General features: G+C 69.0%; 16 protein-coding genes. 8 read left to right on the forward strand and 8 right to left on the reverse strand.

The genetic code is table 11. The annotated features are described in order from the left end of the window. Positions 1-86: 86 nt before the first annotated feature. The 3 genes from AB4112_RS08270 (at position 87) to AB4112_RS08280 (ending at position 4,596) form a co-directional block, all read left to right on the forward strand. Positions 87-740 (forward strand): hypothetical protein, encoded by a 654-nt coding sequence (locus AB4112_RS08270; RefSeq protein WP_441718494.1) that lies wholly within the window; start codon positions 87-89, stop codon positions 738-740. A gap of 438 nt (positions 741-1,178) precedes the next feature. Further along, the gene (gene ppk2, locus AB4112_RS08275) at positions 1,179-2,096 is read left to right on the forward strand and encodes a polyphosphate kinase 2 (protein WP_441718497.1); all 918 of its coding nucleotides are present in this window, start codon (positions 1,179-1,181) and stop codon (positions 2,094-2,096) included. A gap of 217 nt (positions 2,097-2,313) precedes the next feature. Then, positions 2,314-4,596, forward strand: a complete 2,283-nt coding sequence (locus AB4112_RS08280; RefSeq protein ID WP_309791492.1) for a phosphocholine-specific phospholipase C — start codon at positions 2,314-2,316, stop codon at positions 4,594-4,596. Between the two features lie 75 nt (positions 4,597-4,671). Here the strand turns inward: AB4112_RS08280 and AB4112_RS08285 are convergent, their stop codons facing one another. From AB4112_RS08285 to AB4112_RS08320, 8 genes are all read right to left on the reverse strand, one after another. After that, the gene (locus AB4112_RS08285; RefSeq protein WP_309791493.1) at positions 4,672-5,652 is read right to left on the reverse strand and encodes a heparin lyase I family protein; all 981 of its coding nucleotides are present in this window, start codon (positions 5,650-5,652) and stop codon (positions 4,672-4,674) included. A 63-nt stretch (positions 5,653-5,715) separates the two neighbouring features. Then, positions 5,716-6,696 carry a heparin lyase I family protein gene (locus tag AB4112_RS08290; protein ID WP_309791495.1) on the reverse strand — a complete coding sequence of 327 codons (981 nt, stop codon included), beginning with the start codon at positions 6,694-6,696 and terminating at the stop codon, positions 5,716-5,718. Positions 6,697-6,741: 45 nt separating this feature from the next. Continuing rightward, positions 6,742-7,539, reverse strand: coding sequence for an ABC transporter permease (locus AB4112_RS08295; protein WP_309791496.1), 798 nt, complete (start codon positions 7,537-7,539; stop codon positions 6,742-6,744). A gap of 2 nt (positions 7,540-7,541) precedes the next feature. Then, positions 7,542-8,447, reverse strand: a complete 906-nt coding sequence (locus AB4112_RS08300; RefSeq protein ID WP_309791498.1) for an ABC transporter permease — start codon at positions 8,445-8,447, stop codon at positions 7,542-7,544. After that, positions 8,444-9,496, reverse strand: coding sequence for an ABC transporter ATP-binding protein (locus AB4112_RS08305; RefSeq protein WP_309791499.1), 1,053 nt, complete (start codon positions 9,494-9,496; stop codon positions 8,444-8,446). The genes AB4112_RS08300 and AB4112_RS08305 overlap by 4 nt, the downstream gene beginning before the upstream one ends. A 64-nt stretch (positions 9,497-9,560) precedes the next feature. Further along, a complete protein-coding gene (locus tag AB4112_RS08310) occupies positions 9,561-10,661 on the reverse strand; it encodes an ABC transporter substrate-binding protein (protein ID WP_309791501.1) in 1,101 nt (366 codons plus the stop codon). A 34-nt stretch (positions 10,662-10,695) separates the two neighbouring features. After that, positions 10,696-11,880 carry an aminotransferase gene (locus AB4112_RS08315; RefSeq protein ID WP_309791502.1) on the reverse strand — a complete coding sequence of 395 codons (1,185 nt, stop codon included), beginning with the start codon at positions 11,878-11,880 and terminating at the stop codon, positions 10,696-10,698. 9 nt (positions 11,881-11,889) lie between these two features. Further along, positions 11,890-12,744 (reverse strand): dimethylarginine dimethylaminohydrolase family protein, encoded by an 855-nt coding sequence (locus tag AB4112_RS08320; protein WP_441718505.1) that lies wholly within the window; start codon positions 12,742-12,744, stop codon positions 11,890-11,892. Between the two features lie 133 nt (positions 12,745-12,877). On the opposite strand from AB4112_RS08320, the gene AB4112_RS08325 reads away from it, so the two are divergent. From AB4112_RS08325 to AB4112_RS08345, 5 genes are all read left to right on the forward strand, one after another. Continuing rightward, positions 12,878-13,807, forward strand: a complete 930-nt coding sequence (locus AB4112_RS08325; RefSeq protein WP_441718508.1) for a LysR family transcriptional regulator — start codon at positions 12,878-12,880, stop codon at positions 13,805-13,807. Between the two features lie 155 nt (positions 13,808-13,962). Beyond that, positions 13,963-15,036, forward strand: coding sequence for an ABC transporter substrate-binding protein (locus AB4112_RS08330; RefSeq protein ID WP_441718511.1), 1,074 nt, complete (start codon positions 13,963-13,965; stop codon positions 15,034-15,036). A 139-nt stretch (positions 15,037-15,175) separates the two neighbouring features. Beyond that, complete coding sequence (locus tag AB4112_RS08335) at positions 15,176-16,654, forward strand: ATP-binding cassette domain-containing protein (protein ID WP_441718512.1); 1,479 nt, start codon at positions 15,176-15,178, stop codon at positions 16,652-16,654. Further along, positions 16,651-17,640 (forward strand): ABC transporter permease, encoded by a 990-nt coding sequence (locus AB4112_RS08340; protein ID WP_309791509.1) that lies wholly within the window; start codon positions 16,651-16,653, stop codon positions 17,638-17,640. The genes AB4112_RS08335 and AB4112_RS08340 overlap by 4 nt, the downstream gene beginning before the upstream one ends. Continuing rightward, on the forward strand, positions 17,637-18,584 hold the full coding sequence (locus AB4112_RS08345; protein ID WP_441718514.1) for an ABC transporter permease: 948 nt from the start codon (positions 17,637-17,639) through the stop codon (positions 18,582-18,584). Before AB4112_RS08340 ends, AB4112_RS08345 begins: the two co-directional genes overlap by 4 nt. Positions 18,585-18,608: the final 24 nt, after the last annotated feature.

The following is an 18,608-nucleotide window of genomic DNA, read 5'->3' on the forward strand; positions in this document are numbered from 1 at the left end:
GACGGAGGGGGAGGGGCGGCGCGCCCGTCGTCCCGTAAACACTTTGTTCATTGCGCAAGCGGTCCGTTTTGTTCATGATATGTTCCATGGACACCGCGCCGATCGACGCCGCCCCTGCCGAGACCCCGCCGGTCGACCCCGACCGGGCGTGGACGGTGTGGGCGCTGGGCACGCTGCGCGAGCTGGTCGACATCGACATGCGCACCGCCCGCCGGCTCGAGGGCCAGCACATCGTGGCCGGGAACCGGTCCGAGCCGCCGGTGATCGACTTCGCCTTGTCGCAGGCGCGGATCGCCCGTGCCGTCCGCCTGACCATCGCCATGACCGAGCGCATCCGCGAGGCCTACCGGACCCGCAAGGACGCGGCGGAGAAAGCCGCCGCCGAGATCCAGGAGCGCCGGCAGCGGCGGCGGGCGCAGGTCGCCCGCGCCGTGGCCGAGGCGCTGGGGCCCGAGCGGCCGGCTGACGGCACCAAGAGCCCGGCCGCCGCACCGCGGGAGAGCCTGACCGAGACCGAGCCGCTGGACGTCGAACTCGACACCCTGCCGATCGACGAGATCGTGCGGCGCATTTGCCGCCGCCTCGGCCGCGAGCCGGGCCGGTTGCCCCAGGGCTGGGACGAGGTCATCGCCGGGGACGAGGCCGCCGAGCCGCTGGACGAGGCGCTCACCGATCCGCCTCCCGAAGCGCCCGAGCCCGGCGAGCCCGCCCCGCCGGCCCGCAAGCCAGATAGCAGTTGAGGGGCGCTCCGTTCGCGTTGCCTCTCCCGCTTGCGGGAGAGGTCGGAGACGCGAAGCGGCTCCGGGTGAGGGCTCTTTGTCGAGGCCTGGGCCCGCCCTCACCCGGTCGTCCTGCGGACGCCCGGCCTCTCCCGTCAGGCGGGAGAGGCAACGCGAAGAGCTGTCTGAGTCGCCTCACCCGCCCCCCCAATCGTCATTGCGAGGAGGCGAAGCCGACGAAGCAATCCATGGCGCCGGTACGAGCGGCCCGATGGATTGCTTCGCTGCGCTCGCAATGACGAGGGAGGGGTGGCGGGAGAGGCGCCGCGCCTTTCCTCTCGGGTCGGAAAAGGACGTCGGCCCATCATTTCATCGGCCGGACCGGCCCGACCGGCGACGGCTGTCACCAAACTGCATAACCTTCCAGGTACATGGGGGTGAGCAGCAGGAGACAGGCACATGACCGAGCTGAAAGACACCGGGACCCGCAGCTGGCTCGAGATCGAGCTCGAGGACGACATGGACGAGGAGCTCGAGCAGGCGGTCGACGACGCCCGCATCGCGCCCGAGCTGCGCGCCCTGCTGGCGACGCGCAAGAAGCACAGCCTCGACCGCCACACCTATTTCAACGAGCTGCTGCGGCTTCAGAGCGAACTCGTGAAGCTGCAGGACTGGGTGCAATACAAGGGCCTCAAGATGGTGGTCCTGTTCGAGGGCCGCGACAGCGCCGGCAAGGGCGGCGCCATCAAGCGCATCACCCAGCGCGTCAATCCGCGCACCTGCCGGGTGGTGGCGCTGCCCGCCCCCTCCGACCGCGAGAAGACCCAGTGGTACTTCCAGCGCTATGTGCCGCACCTGCCGGCGGCCGGCGAGATCGTGCTGTTCGACCGCAGCTGGTACAACCGCGCCGGCGTCGAGCGCGTCATGGGTTTCGCCAGCGAAGGCCAGGTCGAGGACTTCTTCCGCGACGTGCCGGAGTTCGAGCGCATGCTGCTGCGCTCCGGCATCATCCTGGTGAAGTACTGGTTCTCCATCACCGACGAGGAGCAGCAGCTGCGCTTCCTGATGCGCATCCACGACCCGATCAAGCAGTGGAAGCTGTCGCCCATGGACCTGCAGTCCCGCGTGCGCTGGGAACAGTACACCAAGGCCAAGGAGGCCATGTTCGAGCGCACCAGCATTCCCGAGGCGCCCTGGCACATCGTCGAAGGCAACGACAAGAAGCGGGCGCGCCTGAACTGCATGTCGCACCTGCTGTCGGTGGTCCCCTATGAGGAGGTGCCGCATGAGGAGATCGCGCTGCCGGAGCGGGTGTTCGACCCGAACTACGAGCGCCGCACGCTGCCGGAGGAACTCTACGTGCCCCACCGCTACTGAGGCACAAGAGCCGGGCGCGGCGACACCGCGGACGTGGAAGCCTCAGGGAAGCATTCATCGATAAGGACGTTGCGCAAATGGATTTCGGTGTGCCGATCAATATTGGATTCGGCTTCGAATCTTGACGTAAAAGGGTAACAGTCTTTGTGTAACCGTGGCGCGCGCAACTATCAGCCCCCCATTCTCTCGCGCTGACATCTCCCCGAGGTCGCACCCCATGGTCACACAGAAACGCCGTGATTTCCTTCGCATGAGCGCCGCCTCGGTGGGCGTCGCCGCGGGCGGTTCCGCCTGGCTGGACCTCGTCCAGCGGGCACTGGCCACCGAACCTCATCGCGTCCACAACGACATCCGGGATGTCGAACACGTCGTCATCTTCATGCAGGAGAACCGGTCGTTCGACCATTACTTCGGCATGCTGCCGGGCGTGCGGGGATTCGGTGACCCGCGGCCGGTTCCGCTGCCGAGCGGCAAGCCGGTCTGGTACCAGCCCGAAGGCACCAATCCCACCGTCAAGATCAGCGACCACGTCTCGCATGACAAATGGACCGCGAAGGACACGTGGTATCAGCCGGATCGCAGCAAGCGGCAATCCCGCTACGTCCTGCCGTTCGCACTCAGCGGCACGGCCGGAACCGCCAACTTCCAATACGCCGGCGACCTGGACCACAGCTGGAAGGCATCCCAGGACATCTGGCAGGATTGGGACGTCTGGGTCCCGCTCAAGAGCAAGCAGACGATGGGGTATCTCACCCCGGAGGATCTGCCGTTCTACACTCTGCTGGCGAACAACTTCACGGTCTGCGACGCCTACCATTGCTCCGTCTTTGCTGCGACGGACCCCAATCGGCTCTATCTCTGGTCCGGCACCTGTCCTCCGCCGATGAATTTCCCGGACAACTACAGCCGGGACGACAAGGGCAATGAGGTCTACGTCGCCGATATCCGCAACGACAACAATTCCAAGATCACCCCTGCCATGTATGGCGATTCGCCGACCGCCAAGAAGACGGCAGTCGCCGCCGGCGTGGCGGATTGGCTGACTTATGCCGAGGTGCTGGAGAAGAACGACGTCAGCTGGAAGGTGTTCCAGGAATACGACAATTACGGCGACAACTATCTGCAGTACTTCAAGAATTTCCGCATCGACAGCACCGGAAAGCCGATCAGTCAATCGCGGGACGACAGATTCAAGGGCCTCTATGAGCACGGCCGGACCTTCGCCGCTTCGAGCACGGTGCTGGGAGAGAGTGTGATCGACCAATTCCAGAAGGCGATGGAATCGCCCGAGGGCCTGCCGCAGGTGTCCTGGATCGTGGCGCCCTACAAATATTGCGAGCATCCGTCGGCGGCTCCGGGGGATGGGGAGAACTTCACCGCGGCCATCCTGAACGCCCTCGTCCAGAACCCGAAGGTGTGGGCCAAGACCGTCTTCCTAATCATGTATGACGAGAACGACGGCTATTTCGACCACGTCCCGGCTCCCATCCCGCCGATCACCAACGCCTATGGCCAGACCACGCTGGCGCAATGCGGCGCGGATGAAATCATGACCGGGACGACCCCGGTCGGCCTGGGGCCGCGCGTGCCGATGCTGGTGATCTCGCCCTGGAGCGTGGGCGGGCGGGTGTGTTCCCAGCTGTTCGACCACACCTCGGTGCTGCGCTTCCTCGAGGAATGGCAGATCGCCAAGGGCGCCGATCCCCGCAAGATCCGGTGCCCGAACATCTCCCCGTGGCGCCGGACGGTGTGCGGCGACCTGACATCGGCCTTCGACTTCAGCGGCGGGAAGAATTGGCCGGCGGCGGTGAAGACCGTGCCGACCCCGCTGAAAAATGGCACTGGCCCCCTGGCGGTGCCGAACCCTCAGGCCCTCCCCAGCGTCACCTATCCGTTCAAGCGGGCGGCCTGCCCGCTGCCATATCGTTTCTTCGTCCACGAGAACGTCACGCGCGACGGCGAGTTCGGCATCGATTTCGACAATCTCGGAAAGGTCGGCGCCCACTTCATCGCCTACCGGAACCCGGGGCAGGATCGCCAGGCGGCCTACCACTACACGGTCGAAGGCGGGAGATCGCTCACCGCCACCCTGCAGCCCGACGACGTGGACGGCCAGTATCACTGGAGCGTCTTCGGCCCGGATGGCTATCTCGCGGAGTTCAAGGGCATCGCGGATCAGCCCAATCGGCGTCGCAAGCCCGAAGTCCGGCTCGACTACGACCGGGATGGCAGGGGGGTTCGGGTGACGTTGCGGAATTCCGACGACCGGCCGTGTGAATTCGAAGTGTCCGAGGCCTACAATTCCCTGACCAGAACGCAGTCCGTCAGGGCCCGGTCCACAGAGGAACTGCATTTTTCAGTGTCGAGGTCGTTGTCCTGGTTTGACGTGAGCGTCCGGCTGAAGTCGGAACCGGGCTTCCTGCGGCGCTTCAGCGGCCGTGTCCAGACCGCGGACGAAGCCTGGAGCGACCCGGCCATCGGGAAACCCCAGCCGGCCTAGCGGATTGCCGGCCCGGCCTCGCCGTCCTCCATCGCGGCGGCGAGGCCTGCCTCGAAAGCAGCCACGGCCGCGGCGCTACTGGTCGAAGCGCCGCGGGTCGACCTCGGCGAAGCTGCCGCCACGGGAGAAGTCGTCGAACCTCACCACCAGCGGGTTGGGCGACGGGTCGCGATAGGGCCCGAACTTGAAGTACTGGGCGCCGCCATCGCGGAAGCCGACCGGGCCGCGGATGGTGACGATCGGACGGCCGTCGGCCCAGATCTCGATGAGGTCGTCGGGCCCGGCGGCGACGCGCAGATGCACCACCATGTCGACCCAGGCGCCGAAGGGCGACGGCAGCGGCCCCTTGCGGTCGATGGTCAGCCCATGGCTGCAGTCGCCGCGGCGGTCGGTCGGCAGCCTGCCGCCGACGGTGTCCTCGCCGCCATGCAGGAAGCTGGGATAGCCCGGGAAGTCCGAGAAGTCGTAGCCGTCCTGCCAGGCCACCAGCACCCGGCATTGCTGTCCCGGCGTCGGGCCCTCCTGCTCGACCGTGATGTGGAAGGCGCCGTTCTTGAAGCGCTGCGCCAGGATCGGGCTGTGGCCGCCGCTCTGCTTCCACTGGCCGATGATCAGGCGGTTGCCGTCGGTCCGCACCGGCTCGTCGATGCGGAAGCTGAAGCCGAACCAGCGGTCGGCGCCGTTCGGCTCGGCCGGCTGCAGCCACAGCTCGGCGCGCTGGTCGCGCTCCGGCGCGAACACCGCGCCCGGCATGGTGTCCATGCAGCCGCTGCGCCGCCGCCTGGCCTCCATCGGCGGGATCGCGGCCGGCACCGCATCCCCCGGCAGCAAGGCCATGCCGGCGGCGTAGCGGCCGGACCGGACCACCGTGTCGTCGATGAAGAAGCGGTTCTCCTGGCGCGGGCAGGGGGCCCAGACCTTCGGGTCGATGCGCCCCGATTCGAAGCCGTCCGAGATCTCGGCCGCCATCGCCGGCGCGGCGGTCGGGAGCAGGCTGGCCAGGAGCAGGACGACCGGCAGCATCGGCTGCCGCAACAGGGCTGCGAGCATGATCATCGCGGTTGGTGTCGGGCCACGCACGATAGGGGCCCGCCCGGGTGCCGCCAAGCCGCGCCGGGCCTATTTGTCGAAACGCCGCGGATCGACCTCGTCGAAGCTGTGGCCCAGGCCGAAATTGTCGAGGCGGACGACGACCGGCGTGTCCGCCGGGTCGCGATATGGCCCGATCTTGAAGTACTGCTTGCCGCTGTTGCGGTAGCCCAGCGGGCCGCGGACGGTGACGATCGGCTGGCCGTTGGCCCACACCTCAACGATGTCGTCGGGCGTCGCGGAAATGCGCATGTGCACCACCATGTCGACCCAGGCGCCGAAGGCCTGCGGCAGCGGTGCCTTGCGGTCGATGGTCAGGCCACGGGTGCAGTCGGCGCTGTAGTCGGGCGGCAGCTTGTTGCCGTCGCCGTCGAAGCCGTCATGCAGGAAGGGGCGGCGGCCGGGGAATTCCGAGAAGTCGTAGCCGTCCTCCCAGGCGATCGGCACCCGGCACTGCTGGAACGGCGCCGGGCCGTCCTGCTCGACTGTCAGGTAGAATTTCCGGTTGCGGAAGCGCTGCCCCAGGATCGGGCTGTACGGGCCGCTCTGCTTCCATTGGCCGACCACCAGGCGCCTAGCATCGGCCTCGGGCGACGGCGGCGCGTCGACGCGGAAGCTGAAGCCGTACCACAGGTCGGTGCCCTTCGGCGCGGTCGGCTGCAGCCACAGCTCGGCCCGCTGGTCATGGCCGGGGTCGAACTCCACCATCGGCATCGGGTCCCGGCAGCCGCTGCGGCTGTGGTCGATGTCCAGCGGCTCGATCGCCGGCGGCAGGTCCGGCGTCGGCAGCAGGGCCATGCCGGCGGCATAGCTGCCGGAGCGGACCTGCGACTGCTCGATGAAGAAGTAGCCCTCGTCGCGCTGGCAGGGGGCCCAGACCTGCGACATGATCCGGCCGCCCTCGAAGCCGTCGCTGAAGCTGTTCTTGACGTCCATGGCGGCCGCCGGGGCGGCGGCGCCCAGCACAAGGGCGATCGGCAGCAGGAGGCGCTGCAGCAAGGCAAAAGGCATGGATCTGTCGCAACCGCCGAATCGGAAGGGAAACGGCAGGATAGTTCAGCGCGGTGGCCGGCTGGCGCCCAACAGCCGCGGCAGGTCGCCGCGCCACGCCACCAGCGAGAACACCAGCGCCGCCACCACCACGAACAGCGCCGTCACCGCTGCCATCACGGGGGTGTAGCCGTAGCGCAGGGCGTTGAAGATCTTGATCGGCAGCGTCTCCACGGTCGACCCCGCCACCATGTAGGCGATGATGTACTCGTTCAGGCTCAGCACGAAGGCGAAGGCGTAGCCGGAGATGATGTAAGGCCTGACCGAGGGCAGTACGATGGTGCGGAACACCGTGCGCTCGTCGGCGCCCAGCGTGCGCGCCGCCTCCACCGCCGCGCGGTCGATCGAGGCCAGGCCCAGGGCGATGTTCACCAGCGGCAGGGTGACGAAGAAGATGCCGTGCGAGACGATGGTGGCGGCGATGTGCCCGTACAGGCCGACGATCTGCCAGAAGATCAGGAAGCCCAGGGCCGAGACCACCGGCGGCAGGATGAAGGGGGCGATGCCGAGGGTGTAGAGGGCGCGGCCCCAGCGCGGGTTCCAGCGCCACAGATACCAGGCCATCGGCAGCGCGATCGACACCGACAGGGCGGCGGCCAGCACGGCGATGATCACGCTGTGGCCCAGCGCGCCGACCCATTCCGGGTCCCGCAGCATCTCGCCGTACCAGGCGACCGACAGGCCCTGCGGCGGAAACAGCAGGCGCTTCTTCTCGTTCAGCGACACGCCGATGATGACGATGATCGGCGCCAGCAGGATGGCCCCGATCAGGCCCATATAGAGGCGGGAGAGGACGCGGCCCATGGTCAGCGCCCCCCGGCCGGCTTGCGGCCCTGGCCCAGCAGCAGGGTCAGCCCGATCAGGGCCAGGCTGACCAGCACCAGGAACACCGCCAGCGCCGCGGCGAAGGGGATGTTCGACTGGTAGATCGCCTGGTCGGTGATCAGCACCGACAGGGTCCAGTGCTCCGGCTTGCCCAGCACCTGCGGCAGCACATAGCAGCCGAGGGTGAAGACGAACACCAGGATGGCGGTGGCCAGGATCGCCTGGCGCAGCGACGGGATCACCACGGTGAAGAAGCCGCGCAGCGGCGAGGCGCCCAGAGTGCGGGCGGCCTCGGTGATCTCGGGGTCGAGGCGGTTCACCGCCGGGTACAGCATCAGCACCGAATAGGGGAAGCCGATGAAGCACAGCCCCATCAGCAGGGCGCCGAAGCTGGGCGTCCAGGCCTCGGGTGTATCAAGGATGCCGAGCGTGACCAGCAGGTTGGACAGCCCGGCCGACCGCGACAGCAGGATCGACCAGGCGAAGCCCATGATGACCTCGGACAGCGACAGGATCGACAGGATGCAGACCAGCCAGGCCACCTGCGCCCGACGGGGCGTGCGGCTGAGGCACCAGGTGAAGGGTACCGCCGCGACGACGCAGACCACGGCGGCCAGACCGCAGATCATCAGCGAGAAGCCCAGCACCCGGGTGAACAGTGGCGTCCAGAACCGGGCATAGTTGTCGAGCTCGAAGGCCGGCTCGTACAGCCCGCCCTCGACCCGGTGGTAGAAGCTGAACGCCACCATGATCAGGAACGGGACCAGGAAGAACACGCACAGCATCGCCGCCGGCCACAACGCCGGCAACCGGGCGACCAGGCCATGAGGGGCGTTATGGGTTGTCGCCGGGGCGGCCGAGGCCGTGGTCATGGCCGGTGCGGTCATGCCGCCAGCACCACGCAGGATTCGGGCGGCAGCTCGACCGTGATGCTCTGGCCGGCCGCGATCGGCGGCAAGTCTTTGCGCGCGGCGGCGGCGACCAGCCGGGTGCCGGCGCAGTCGACATAGACCTCGACCGAATTGCCGACATCGCGCACGAAATCGACCGTGCCCGCGACCCGGTTCGGGCCCGCCTCGCCGGCCGGGCGCAGTTGCACCTCCTCCGGCCGCACCAGGAGGGTGGCGCCGGCGCCGGAAGCGAGACCGCCCAGCCCCTCGCTCGCGGTCAGCACGGTGTCGCCGAGGCGTAAGGTCCCGCCGTCGACCCGGACCGGCAGCAGGTTGCCGGTGCCGATGAAGTCGGCGACGAAGGCATTGGCCGGGCGGCGATAGATCTCCAGCGGCGCGCCGGATTGCTGGATCCGGCCCTTGCCCATGACGACGATGATGTCGGCCATGGTCATGGCCTCGCGCTGGTCGTGGGTGACCAGGATGGTGGTGACGCCCAGGCGCTGCTGCAGCTGCCGCAGCTCGATCTGCATCGCCTCGCGCAGCTTGGCGTCCAGCGCCGACAGCGGCTCGTCCAGCAGGAACAGGCGGGGGTCGATCGCCAGGGCGCGGGCGATGGCCACGCGCTGGCGCTGGCCGCCGGACAGCTGCGAGACATGACGGTCGGCCACGCCCGGCAGCTGCACCAGGGCCAGCAGCTCCTCCGCCCGCTTGCGCTGGGTAGCCTTGTCGGCGCCGCGGATGCGCAGGGCGTAGGCGATGTTCTCGCCAACCGTCAGGTGGTCGAACAGCGCCAGCGACTGGAACACCATGCCGAAGTTGCGCTGATGCGTCGGCACCGGAGTGACATCGCGCCCGTCCAGCAGCAGCTGGCCTTTGGTCGGCGATTCCAGGCCGGCGATGATGCGCAGCAGCGTGGTCTTGCCGCAGCCCGACGGGCCCAGGAAGCAGACCAGCTTACCGGCCGGGACGGCCAGGTCGACGTCGGTGACGGCGGTGACCCGGCCGTAATCCTTGGCGATGCCCTGGAGGCGGAGCTCGTGCATGCGGCGCGGGTCCTGTCTCGGAGGTAAAGGCCCCGGCCAGCGGTCCGGCCGGGGCGGGGCTCGATCAGCCGGTGATCATACCCGTCCACTTCTCCGCGACCCAGTCGCCGCGTTCGGTGTACAGCTTGTAGTCCGGGATGATCGGCTTGACGTCGCTGGAGACGGCGGCGAACTCCTCCGCCGACAGGCTCAAAATCTCGCGTGGCACGATCGGTGCGGTGCCGACCTTGCGCGACAGCGTTTCCTGCTGGGCTGGCTGGCACATGTAGTCGATGAAGACATGCGCCTCCTCCAGCTTCTTCGACGCCTTGGTGACGGCCCAGGAGCCGCGGTCGGACACGCCGCCTTCCTTCGGGAAAGTCGAGCGCACCGGGAAGCCGTCCTTGATCGCGAGGCCGGTGACGTCGTGATAGTACTCGCCCATCGGGATCTCGCCCGACTGCAGGGCGTTCTGGAACTGGCCCTCGTCGCGGTACCACAACGACACGTTCGGCTTCAGCTCCGCCAGCTTGGCCAGCACCTTCTCGACACCCTCATTGGTCGCCAGGATGTCGCTGTTGCCGCCGAAATGGGTGTGGGCGGCGATCTCCAGCAGGAACGAGTTGCTGGCCAGCGCCATCAGCCCCAGCTTGCCCTCATTCGCCTTGTCCCACAGGGCGGCCCAGCTGGTCGGCGCGTCCTTGTAGGTCTCGGTGTTGGTGACGAGGGTGATGAACCAAGCCACCGCTGCGACGCCGGCGATACGGCCATCGTCGTATTTGTTGAGGAACTCCGGGAACACCTTCGCGGCGCCCGGCATCTTCGCCGGGTCCAGCGCCTGCCACAGCCCGGACTTGATGCCGCGCAGCATCGCGACCTGGGCCATCATCGACACGTCGGCCGGGGCCTCGCCGGCATTGGCCGCGGTCTGCAGCTGCACCAGCCAGGCCTCGCCGGTCGGCTCGCCAACGCCCTCGACCTTGATGCCGGTCGCCTTGGTGAATTCCGGGAAGACGTGCTTGCCGAAGCTCTCTTCGAAATAGCCGCCATAGGTGCCGATCTTGATGCTGCGCTCCTGCGCATGCACGAAGGGCGCCCGGCCGGCGACGGCCAGGGCGGCGCCGGCGGCGGACAGCTTGAGCAGCGTCCGCCGACTCGGGGAGAAGCGATAGATCTCGCGGGTCATGAAGCCTCCTGATGTCTTCTTGTGCGGTGTTTTCTTACGCAGCGTCGCGGGACGACAGCGCATCCGTCAGCCGGGCCGCGACGACCGGCGCAACGTCGTCGCCGACATTGGCGAAGGCGGCGCGCAGGAACCGGTCCTGGCCCGGCCCGAACATGCTGCCCGGCAGGGTCAAGAGATTGTGCCGCAGCGCCAGGTCGCGGGCTACCTCGACCGCGCCGCGGCCGGGGAAGGGGTGCTCGAGATAGGCGAAGAAGGCGCCCAGGCTGACCAGCCGCCAGCCCTCCAGCCCCGACAGGGCGTCGCGGAACACGGTCGCGCGGCGGCGCATCGCCGCGGTGTTGGCCGCGACCCAGCCGCCCAGCTGCTCCAGCCCGAACAGCGCCGCCTCCTGCCCGATGCGTGGGGCGCAGATGGCGACGCAGTCCATCGCCTTCTCGACCTGGGCCATCAGCGCCGGGCCGGCGGTCAGGGCGCCGACGCGGTGGCCGGTGATCGCGAAGACCTTGGAGAAGCTGTAGAGGTGGATCAGGGTCGAGGCCCAGTCCGGGTCCTCGAACAGGTCGTGCGGCCGGGCGTCGGTCGGCAGGAAGTCGATATAGGTCTCGTCCAGCACCAGGGCGATGCCGCGGCGTTTCGCCAGGTCGTAGAAGGCGCGCAGCGTCGCCGCCGGGTAGATTGCGCCGGTCGGGTTGTTCGGCGTCACCAGCACGATGGCGCGGGTGCGGTCGGTGATCAGGGCCGCCGCCTCCTCGACATCCGGCACGCCGCCGGACTCGGGCCGGAAGGCCAGGGGCGCGGCCTCGATGCCCAGCGTGTCCAGCCACATCTTGTGGTTGAAGTAGTGCGGCAGCGGCAGGATCACCCGGTCGCCAGGCTGCGCCAGCGCCGTCATCGCCAGGCAGAAGGCCTGGTTGCAGCCGGCGGTGATCGCCACATGGGCGGCGTCGATGGTGCCGCCGTAGAACCGGGCGAAGCGCGCCGCCAGCGCCGCGCGCAGGGCGGGCACGCCCAGGATCTCGGTGTAGCGGTGCATCGCGGGGTCGCGCAATCGATCGGCGAGATGCGCGATCAGGCTATCCGGCGGGGCGTAGCCGGGGACGGCCTGGGCCAGGTCGACCAACGGCCGGTCGGCAGGGAAGCTGCGGCCCTGGATCCAGCGCTGGGCTTCGGCGATCGGGGGGGCCGCCACGGCGGCGAGGAGCGGGTTGAGCGTCGTCATGGTTTCTGCTTACACCGGATCGCGGCGCAGCGGCATGGTCATGCAATGGATGCTGCCGCCGCCGGCGGCCAGCAGGTCCAACTCGGGCTCCAGCACGGTGATGCCCTCGGCCCGCAGCAGGGCGTTCACCCGGCTGCTGTGCTTCGGCGACAGCACCCGGTCGTGGCCCAGCGCCAGCAGGTTGCAGCCCATCGCCATGACCTCCTTGTAGGTGACCGGGACCAGCTTGATGCGGTGTGCCTTCAGCCAGTCCAGCAGCCCGTCGTCCAGCACCTCGGTGCAGGCCACGGCCAGCCCGTCCGCGGCCATGCAGAAGATCACGTCGAGATGCAGGAAATGCTCGGGGAACGGCTCGACCCGGGTCTCCCAGCCCTCGGCCTCGAACCAGCGCGCGAACTGGCGGGCGCCGGCCTCGTTGGTGCGCTCGCCGGAGCTGCCGATCAGCACCAGCCCGGGGCGGATGATGTGGATGTCGCCGCCCTCCAGCGTGCCGTCGGTGGAATAGCGCCAGATGCCGCCATGCTGCTGGTAGAACTCGATCACCGCCGCGTATTCGCCGCGGCGCTGCGGCCGGAACAGCTGGGTGACCACCGGGCCCCAGGGCGTCACCTGGCTCGAATCCCGGGTGTAGACCTGGTAGGGCAGGTGCGGCTCGACCTTGAGGTAATGGCAGGCGACGCCGGCACCTTCGAGCGCGTCGACCATCTGGCGGTACTGGCCCTGGACGCGCTGGTGGTCATAGGCCGACCCGGCCTCCAGCGTGGCCCGGGCGATGCTGTTGGTCGGCTGCCACGAATAGTGGTCCGGGGTCGCCAGCAGCACGTCGCGCAGCACGCCGGTCTCGGAATCCAAGGTCCAGGGCACTCGAAGCCTCGCTGTTCGCACTGTTTCGTTGCCGGAAGGATGGCGCATGTTGCGCCGCCGAAAAATAGCGCTGACACGACGTTCACTTCGCAGATTCTCGATGTAATCTCGTCCGTATGAAGAACGTGACCCCATGAAGAACGTCACGGACGTCGAGCTGCGGCTCTTGCGGATCTTCGTGACCGTGGTCGATGCCGGTGGCTTCGCCGCGGCCCAGGCGGCGCTGAACCTCGGCGCCTCGACCGTCTCGACCCAGATGGCGCAGTTGGAGCGGCGGCTGGGCGCCCGGCTGTGCGAACGCGGCCGGGCCGGCTTTCGCCTGACCGAGAAGGGCCGGGCGGTCTACGAGGCTGCACGGCGGCTGCTCGACGCGGTCGAGGCGTTCCGCGGCGAGGCCTCTGCGCTGGACGCCCGGCTGGCCGGCGACCTCAGGGTCGGGCTGCTCGACGCCACCGCCGGCGATCCGGGGTCGCCGCTGATCCCGGCGCTGCGCCGCTTCGGCGGCCGCGACCACCGGTTGCATCTGCACCTGACCATCGACACCCCGCCCATGCTGGAGAAGCGGCTGCTCGACGGCCAGCTGGACCTCGCGGTCGGCAGCTTCCCGCGCCGTGTCGCCGGCCTGACCTACACGCCGCTGTACCAGGAGCGGCACCGCTTCTACTGCGGCGCCGGACACCGCCTGTTCGCGGTGCCCGACACGCCGGAGACGCTGCCCGAGATCCGGCGCGAGCGGCTGATCACCCGCGGCTACTGGAACCTCAGCGACCTGACCCGGCTCGGCCTGTCCGAGGCCTCGGCCGCGGCCACGGTCGACGCCATGGAGGCGCAGGCGGTGCTGATCCTGTCGGGCGGCTATCTCGGCTTCCTGCCGGTGCATTACGCCGCACCCTGGGTGGCCGCGGGGCGGCTGCGGCCGCTGCTGCCGGACATCCTGGACTATGATGCGCCGTTCGAGATCGTGGCCCGCAAGGGCGCCACCGGGTCGCGGGCGGCGCAACTCCTGGCCAAGGACCTGCTGGAGGCGCGGCGGCCCCCGTCAAGCCCGACCACGCGGGTTTAGGGCCGCAACCGTCAGGGCCAGAAAAGAGTCCTATGACTGCGCCAAACATGCACATTTGGTAATCATCTCAGGTCATTGTCAATTTGTCCGATAAATAGGATATTGCCGGCCCAGGCCGAAGCGCCGGGCAGAAGTTTCCAGGGAGGACCCCTCATATGCGTACCGCCACATCCCTCGCCCTCGCGGCGATCCTGAGCTGCGGCGTCGCCGCGGTCTCGGGCCTCGCCCAGGCGGCCGACGGCGCGGCCACCGGCGACACCTCGGGCAAGAAGATCGCGCTCAGCAACAACTACGCCGGCAACTCCTGGCGCCAGGCGATGCTGAAGAGCTGGGACGAGGTCGGCAAGGCCGCGGTCGAGAAGAAGCTGGTGGCCGAGGCGCCGGCCTTCACCACCGCCGACAACTCGCCGACCGACCAGGCGTCGCAGATCCAGAACATGATCCTGCAGGGCTATGACGCGATCGTGATCGACGCGGCGTCGCCGACCGCGGTCAACGGCGCGGTCAAGGAGGCCTGCGACGCCGGCATCGTGGTCGTCTCCTTCGACGGCATCGTCACCGAGCCCTGCGCCTGGCGCATCGCCATCGACTTCGCTGGCATGGGCAAGGCCCAGATGGACTACCTCTCCGGCCGGATGAAGGGCGGCAAGCTGCTGGAGGTCCGCGGCCTGGCCGGCGTCTTCGTCGACGACGAGATCCACAAGGGCATCGAGGACGGGGTGAAGGCCCATCCCGGCTTCTCCATCGTCGGTTCGGTGCATGGCGACTGGACCCAGACCGTGGCGCAGCGTGAGGTCGCCGGCATCCTGCCGACCCTGCCGCAGGTCGACGCGGTGGTGACCCAGGGCGGCGACGGCTACGGCGTGGCCCAGGCGTTCGCCGCGGCCGGGCGCAAGGAGCCGCTGATCATCATGGGCAACCGCTACGAGGAGCTGAAGTGGTGGAAGGAGCAGACCGCCAGCGGCTATGAGACGATGAGCCTGTCGATCGCTCCCGGCTCGGCCCAGGTCGCCTTCTGGGTGGCGCAGCAGATCCTGGCCGGCAAGGACGTGCCGAAGGACCTGCGCCTGCCGACCGTGGTGGTGGAGCAGGCCAAGCTCGACTACTGGCTGGCCCACACGCCCGAGGGCGGCGTCACCAACGCGACCTACCCGCAGGATTGGGTGGTCAAGCTGATCGACGCCATCGCCGCGGGGAAGGACCTGCCCGCGACCCCGACCGAGGGGTGAGGATAGGAGTGACTCCCTCCTGTCAGCCGTCATCCCCGCGAAAGCGGGGATCTCGGTGCGGCCTCAACGGTGAAGAGATTCCCGCTTTCGCGGGAATGACGTGGAAACTCGGAGATCCCGAAATCCGCAGGAACCCCGCATGACATCACCGATCGTCGACTTCATCGGCGTGGCCAAGAGCTTCGGCGCGGTGCGGGCGCTGGGCGGGGTCGACCTGTCCGTCGCACCCGGCGAATGCCTCGGCCTGGCCGGGCACAACGGCGCCGGCAAGTCGACCCTGATGAACGTCCTGGCCGGGACGCTGGCGCCCGACCAGGGCCGGCTGACCGTGCTGGGCGAGGACCGCACCGGCCGCTACGCCATCGGCCCGGCCCAGGCGCTCGGCATCCGCTGCGTGTTCCAGGAGCTGTCGCTCTGTCCCAACCTGACCGTCGCGGAGAATGCCCGGATCACCCATCCGGGCATCACCGGCCCGGGCTGGCGCCGCCGGGCGGGTGACCTGATCATCGGCATGCTCGACCGCATCTTCCCCGGTCACGGCATCGCGCCGGAGGCCGAGGTGGCGGACCTGTCGATCGGCCGACGCCAGATGGTCGAGATCGCGCGCGCCTTCAGCGTCAGCGACGCGCCGCTGCACCTGGTCATCCTGGACGAGCCGACCTCGTCGCTCGACGCCATCGCGGCCGGGCAGCTGCTCGACTTCGTGCGCCAGCGCGTCGCCGAGGGCCTGTCGGTCATCCTGATCACCCATATCCTGGGCGAGATCCTGTCCACCGCCGGCCGCATCGTGGTGATGCGCGACGGAAGGGTGGTCGGCGCCTGGGCGAAGGGCGCGATCGACAAGCCCGGCCTGGTGGCGGCGATGGGCCATGCCGCCGCCACGGCGACCGAGGCGGTGGCTGCCGCCGACCGGTCGGCGCCGGTCCGGGTCCGCGTGCCGGCCGCCGCCGGGCGCGGGCTGGAGCTGATGGCGCGCGAGGGCGAGATCATCGGCCTGGCCGGCCTCGCCGGCCATGGCCAGAGCCGGCTGCTGCACCGGGTCCACGACACCGCGGTGGGGTCCCGCTTCGGCTTCCGCCGCGGCGGCGCCGAGGTGCGGGGCCGCGTCGCCTTCGTCGCCGGCGACCGCCAGAGCGAGGGCGTGTTCCCGCTGTGGTCGATCGAACGCAACATCTCGGTCCGCTCGCTGCGGGCGCTGTGCCGGGGCGGGCTGATCGACCGGCCGGCCGAGGTCGCGCTTGGGCAGGAGTGGAAGGAGCGCATAGGCATCCGCGCCCCGGACCTCGGCAACGGGATTCTGACGCTGTCGGGTGGCAACCAGCAGAAGGCGCTGTTCGCCCGGGCCCTGGGCAGCGACGCCGAGATTGTGCTGATGGACGACCCGATGCGCGGCGTCGACGTCGGCACCAAGCACGAAGTCTACGGCCTGATCCGGGCCCAGGCGGCGCAGGGCCGCAGCTTCCTCTGGTACACCACCGAGATGGAGGAGCTGGAGCACTGCGACCATGTCTATGTCTTCCGCAACAACCGCATCGTCGCGGATCTCAGCCGGTCGGAGCTGACCGAGGCCGCGGTCCTCCAGGCTTCCTTCGAGGATGAAGAGCGCCGCGCGTCATGACCGAACTGTCCGTGCCCCGCCCGTCCCTGTCCCGCCCCAGGCCCAATTGGTGGGCGCCGTTCACCCGGGCCTCGACCTGGCGGGCGCTGCTGCCCTTCCTGTCGCTGGTCGCGATCCTGGTGCCGATCTTCCTGATCAACCCGCGGACCATGAGCTATCTCGGGCTGAACCTGATGCTCGGCCTGGCGATCCCGATCATGTTCGCGACCCTGGCGCAGATGTGCATGCTGACGGTCAACGACCTCGACCTCGGCATCGGCGCCTATGTCGGCTTCGTCACCTGCGTCGCTGCCACCTGGCTGGTCGACCAGCCCTGGCTGGGCATCGCCGTGCTGCTGGCCGCAATCCTGGCCTATGCCGCGGCCGGTGCCCTGATCCACCTGCGCAACGTGCCGTCGCTGGTGGTGACTTTGGGTATGAGCTTCGTCTGGCTCGGCCTCGCCATCCTGGTGCTGCCGTCGCCGGGCGGCAGCAGCCCGGCCTGGCTGCGCGCGGCGATGACCTGGAAGCCGCCCTTCGTGCCGCTGCCGATCCTGGTGGCCGTGGTCCTCGCCGTGGTCGTCCACCTGTTCCTGATGCGCTCCGCCCTCGGCGCGGTGCTGCGCGGCGCCGGCGGCAACCCCAAGGCGATCACCCGGGCCGGCTGGTCGCTGCTGCGCATCCGCATCGGCCTCTACGCCCTGGCCGGGGTGTTCGGCCTGCTGGCCGGGCTGTCGCTGCTGGGCCTGTCGACCTCGGGCGACAGCAACATCGCCCAGCGCTACACACTGCTGTCGATCGCCGGGGCCATCCTCGGCGGCTGCGACTTCGTCGGCGGCCGGGTGTCGCCGATCGGCGCGGTGACCGGCGCCCTGGTGCTGGCGCTCGCCGCCTCGCTCCTCACCTTTCTGAACATCTCGCCGGACTGGCAGATCGGCGCCCAGGGCGCGATCCTGATCATCGTCCTGGCGCTCAGGGCCCTGACCGGCCGGAGGCGGGCACGATGACCCGGATTTCAACTTGGACCGGCGACCGTCCCTGGCTGTGGTCCTGGGTCGGCGCCGTGCTGCTATGGCTGGCGATCGTCGCCATCGCCCAGGGCGAGGGGGCGGGGCAGGTGCTCAGCGCCGCGCTCAGCTTCGGCGTCTTCTTCGTCGTCGTCGCCATCGGCCAGATGTTCGTGATCGCGATGGGGCCGGGCAACATCGACCTGTCGATCCCGTCCAACATCGCCCTGTCCGGGTCGATCGCCATGATCGTCATGGCGGGCCAGGATTCGATGATCCTGCCCGGCTTGGCCGCGGCGCTGGTGGCCGGGCTGGTGGTCGGCATCGCCAACTGGGCGCTGATCCGCGGCTTCGCGATGCCGCCGATCATCGCCACCCTGTCTTCCAGCCTGGTGTTCCAGTCGGTCGCCATCGCCTATGGCCGCGGCCTGCGGGTGTCGCCGCCGGACGGCTTCGCCGGCTTCACCACCGACAAGATCCTGGGCGTGCCGCTGATGGCGATCGCCGGCTTCGTGCTGGCCGCGGTGATGGCGGTGGTGCTGCAGCGCACGGTCTATGGCCGGTCGGTGCTGGCGGTGGGGCAGAACCCGCGCGCCGCGCATCTCGCCGGGGTCAAGATCGAACGCACCCGGTTCCTGACCTATGCCGGCTCCGGCGCCTTCGCCGGCCTGGCCGGGGCGCTGATGGCGGGGTATTTCGGCGGCGCCTCGCTCGACATGGGCAAGGACTATCTGCTGAACTCGATCGCGGTGGTGGTGATCGGCGGCACCAGCGTCGCCGGCGGCCGGGCCAACCTGCCCGGGCTGTGGGGCGCGGCGCTGTTCCTGTTCCTGCTGGTGACGATGCTGAACACGCTCGGCGTCGGCACCGGCCTCAGGCTGGTGCTGACCGGGCTGATCATCATCGCCGTGATCGTCGCCGCCGGCGGCGAGAAGACGCGCTGAGGCGCGAGAGAGACGACGGAGAAC

Origin of the sequence: Inquilinus sp. 2KB_23 (genome assembly GCF_052115705.1) — a bacterium.
In the GTDB taxonomy this organism is placed as follows: Bacteria; Pseudomonadota; Alphaproteobacteria; order DSM-16000; family Inquilinaceae; genus Inquilinus; species Inquilinus ginsengisoli_A.

Coding starts and splice junctions, on each gene's coding strand:
- AB4112_RS08270 (WP_441718494.1), top strand. CDS start 87: ATGGACACCGCGCCGATCGACGCCGCCCCTGCCGAGACCCCGCCGGTC.
- ppk2 (WP_441718497.1), top strand. CDS start 1,179: ATGACCGAGCTGAAAGACACCGGGACCCGCAGCTGGCTCGAGATCGAG.
- AB4112_RS08280 (WP_309791492.1), top strand. CDS start 2,314: ATGGTCACACAGAAACGCCGTGATTTCCTTCGCATGAGCGCCGCCTCG.
- AB4112_RS08285 (WP_309791493.1), bottom strand. CDS start 5,652: ATGATCATGCTCGCAGCCCTGTTGCGGCAGCCGATGCTGCCGGTCGTC.
- AB4112_RS08290 (WP_309791495.1), bottom strand. CDS start 6,696: ATGCCTTTTGCCTTGCTGCAGCGCCTCCTGCTGCCGATCGCCCTTGTG.
- AB4112_RS08295 (WP_309791496.1), bottom strand. CDS start 7,539: ATGGGCCGCGTCCTCTCCCGCCTCTATATGGGCCTGATCGGGGCCATC.
- AB4112_RS08300 (WP_309791498.1), bottom strand. CDS start 8,447: ATGACCGCACCGGCCATGACCACGGCCTCGGCCGCCCCGGCGACAACC.
- AB4112_RS08305 (WP_309791499.1), bottom strand. CDS start 9,496: ATGCACGAGCTCCGCCTCCAGGGCATCGCCAAGGATTACGGCCGGGTC.
- AB4112_RS08310 (WP_309791501.1), bottom strand. CDS start 10,661: ATGACCCGCGAGATCTATCGCTTCTCCCCGAGTCGGCGGACGCTGCTC.
- AB4112_RS08315 (WP_309791502.1), bottom strand. CDS start 11,880: ATGACGACGCTCAACCCGCTCCTCGCCGCCGTGGCGGCCCCCCCGATC.
- AB4112_RS08325 (WP_441718508.1), top strand. CDS start 12,878: ATGAAGAACGTCACGGACGTCGAGCTGCGGCTCTTGCGGATCTTCGTG.
- AB4112_RS08330 (WP_441718511.1), top strand. CDS start 13,963: ATGCGTACCGCCACATCCCTCGCCCTCGCGGCGATCCTGAGCTGCGGC.
- AB4112_RS08335 (WP_441718512.1), top strand. CDS start 15,176: ATGACATCACCGATCGTCGACTTCATCGGCGTGGCCAAGAGCTTCGGC.
- AB4112_RS08340 (WP_309791509.1), top strand. CDS start 16,651: ATGACCGAACTGTCCGTGCCCCGCCCGTCCCTGTCCCGCCCCAGGCCC.
- AB4112_RS08345 (WP_441718514.1), top strand. CDS start 17,637: ATGACCCGGATTTCAACTTGGACCGGCGACCGTCCCTGGCTGTGGTCC.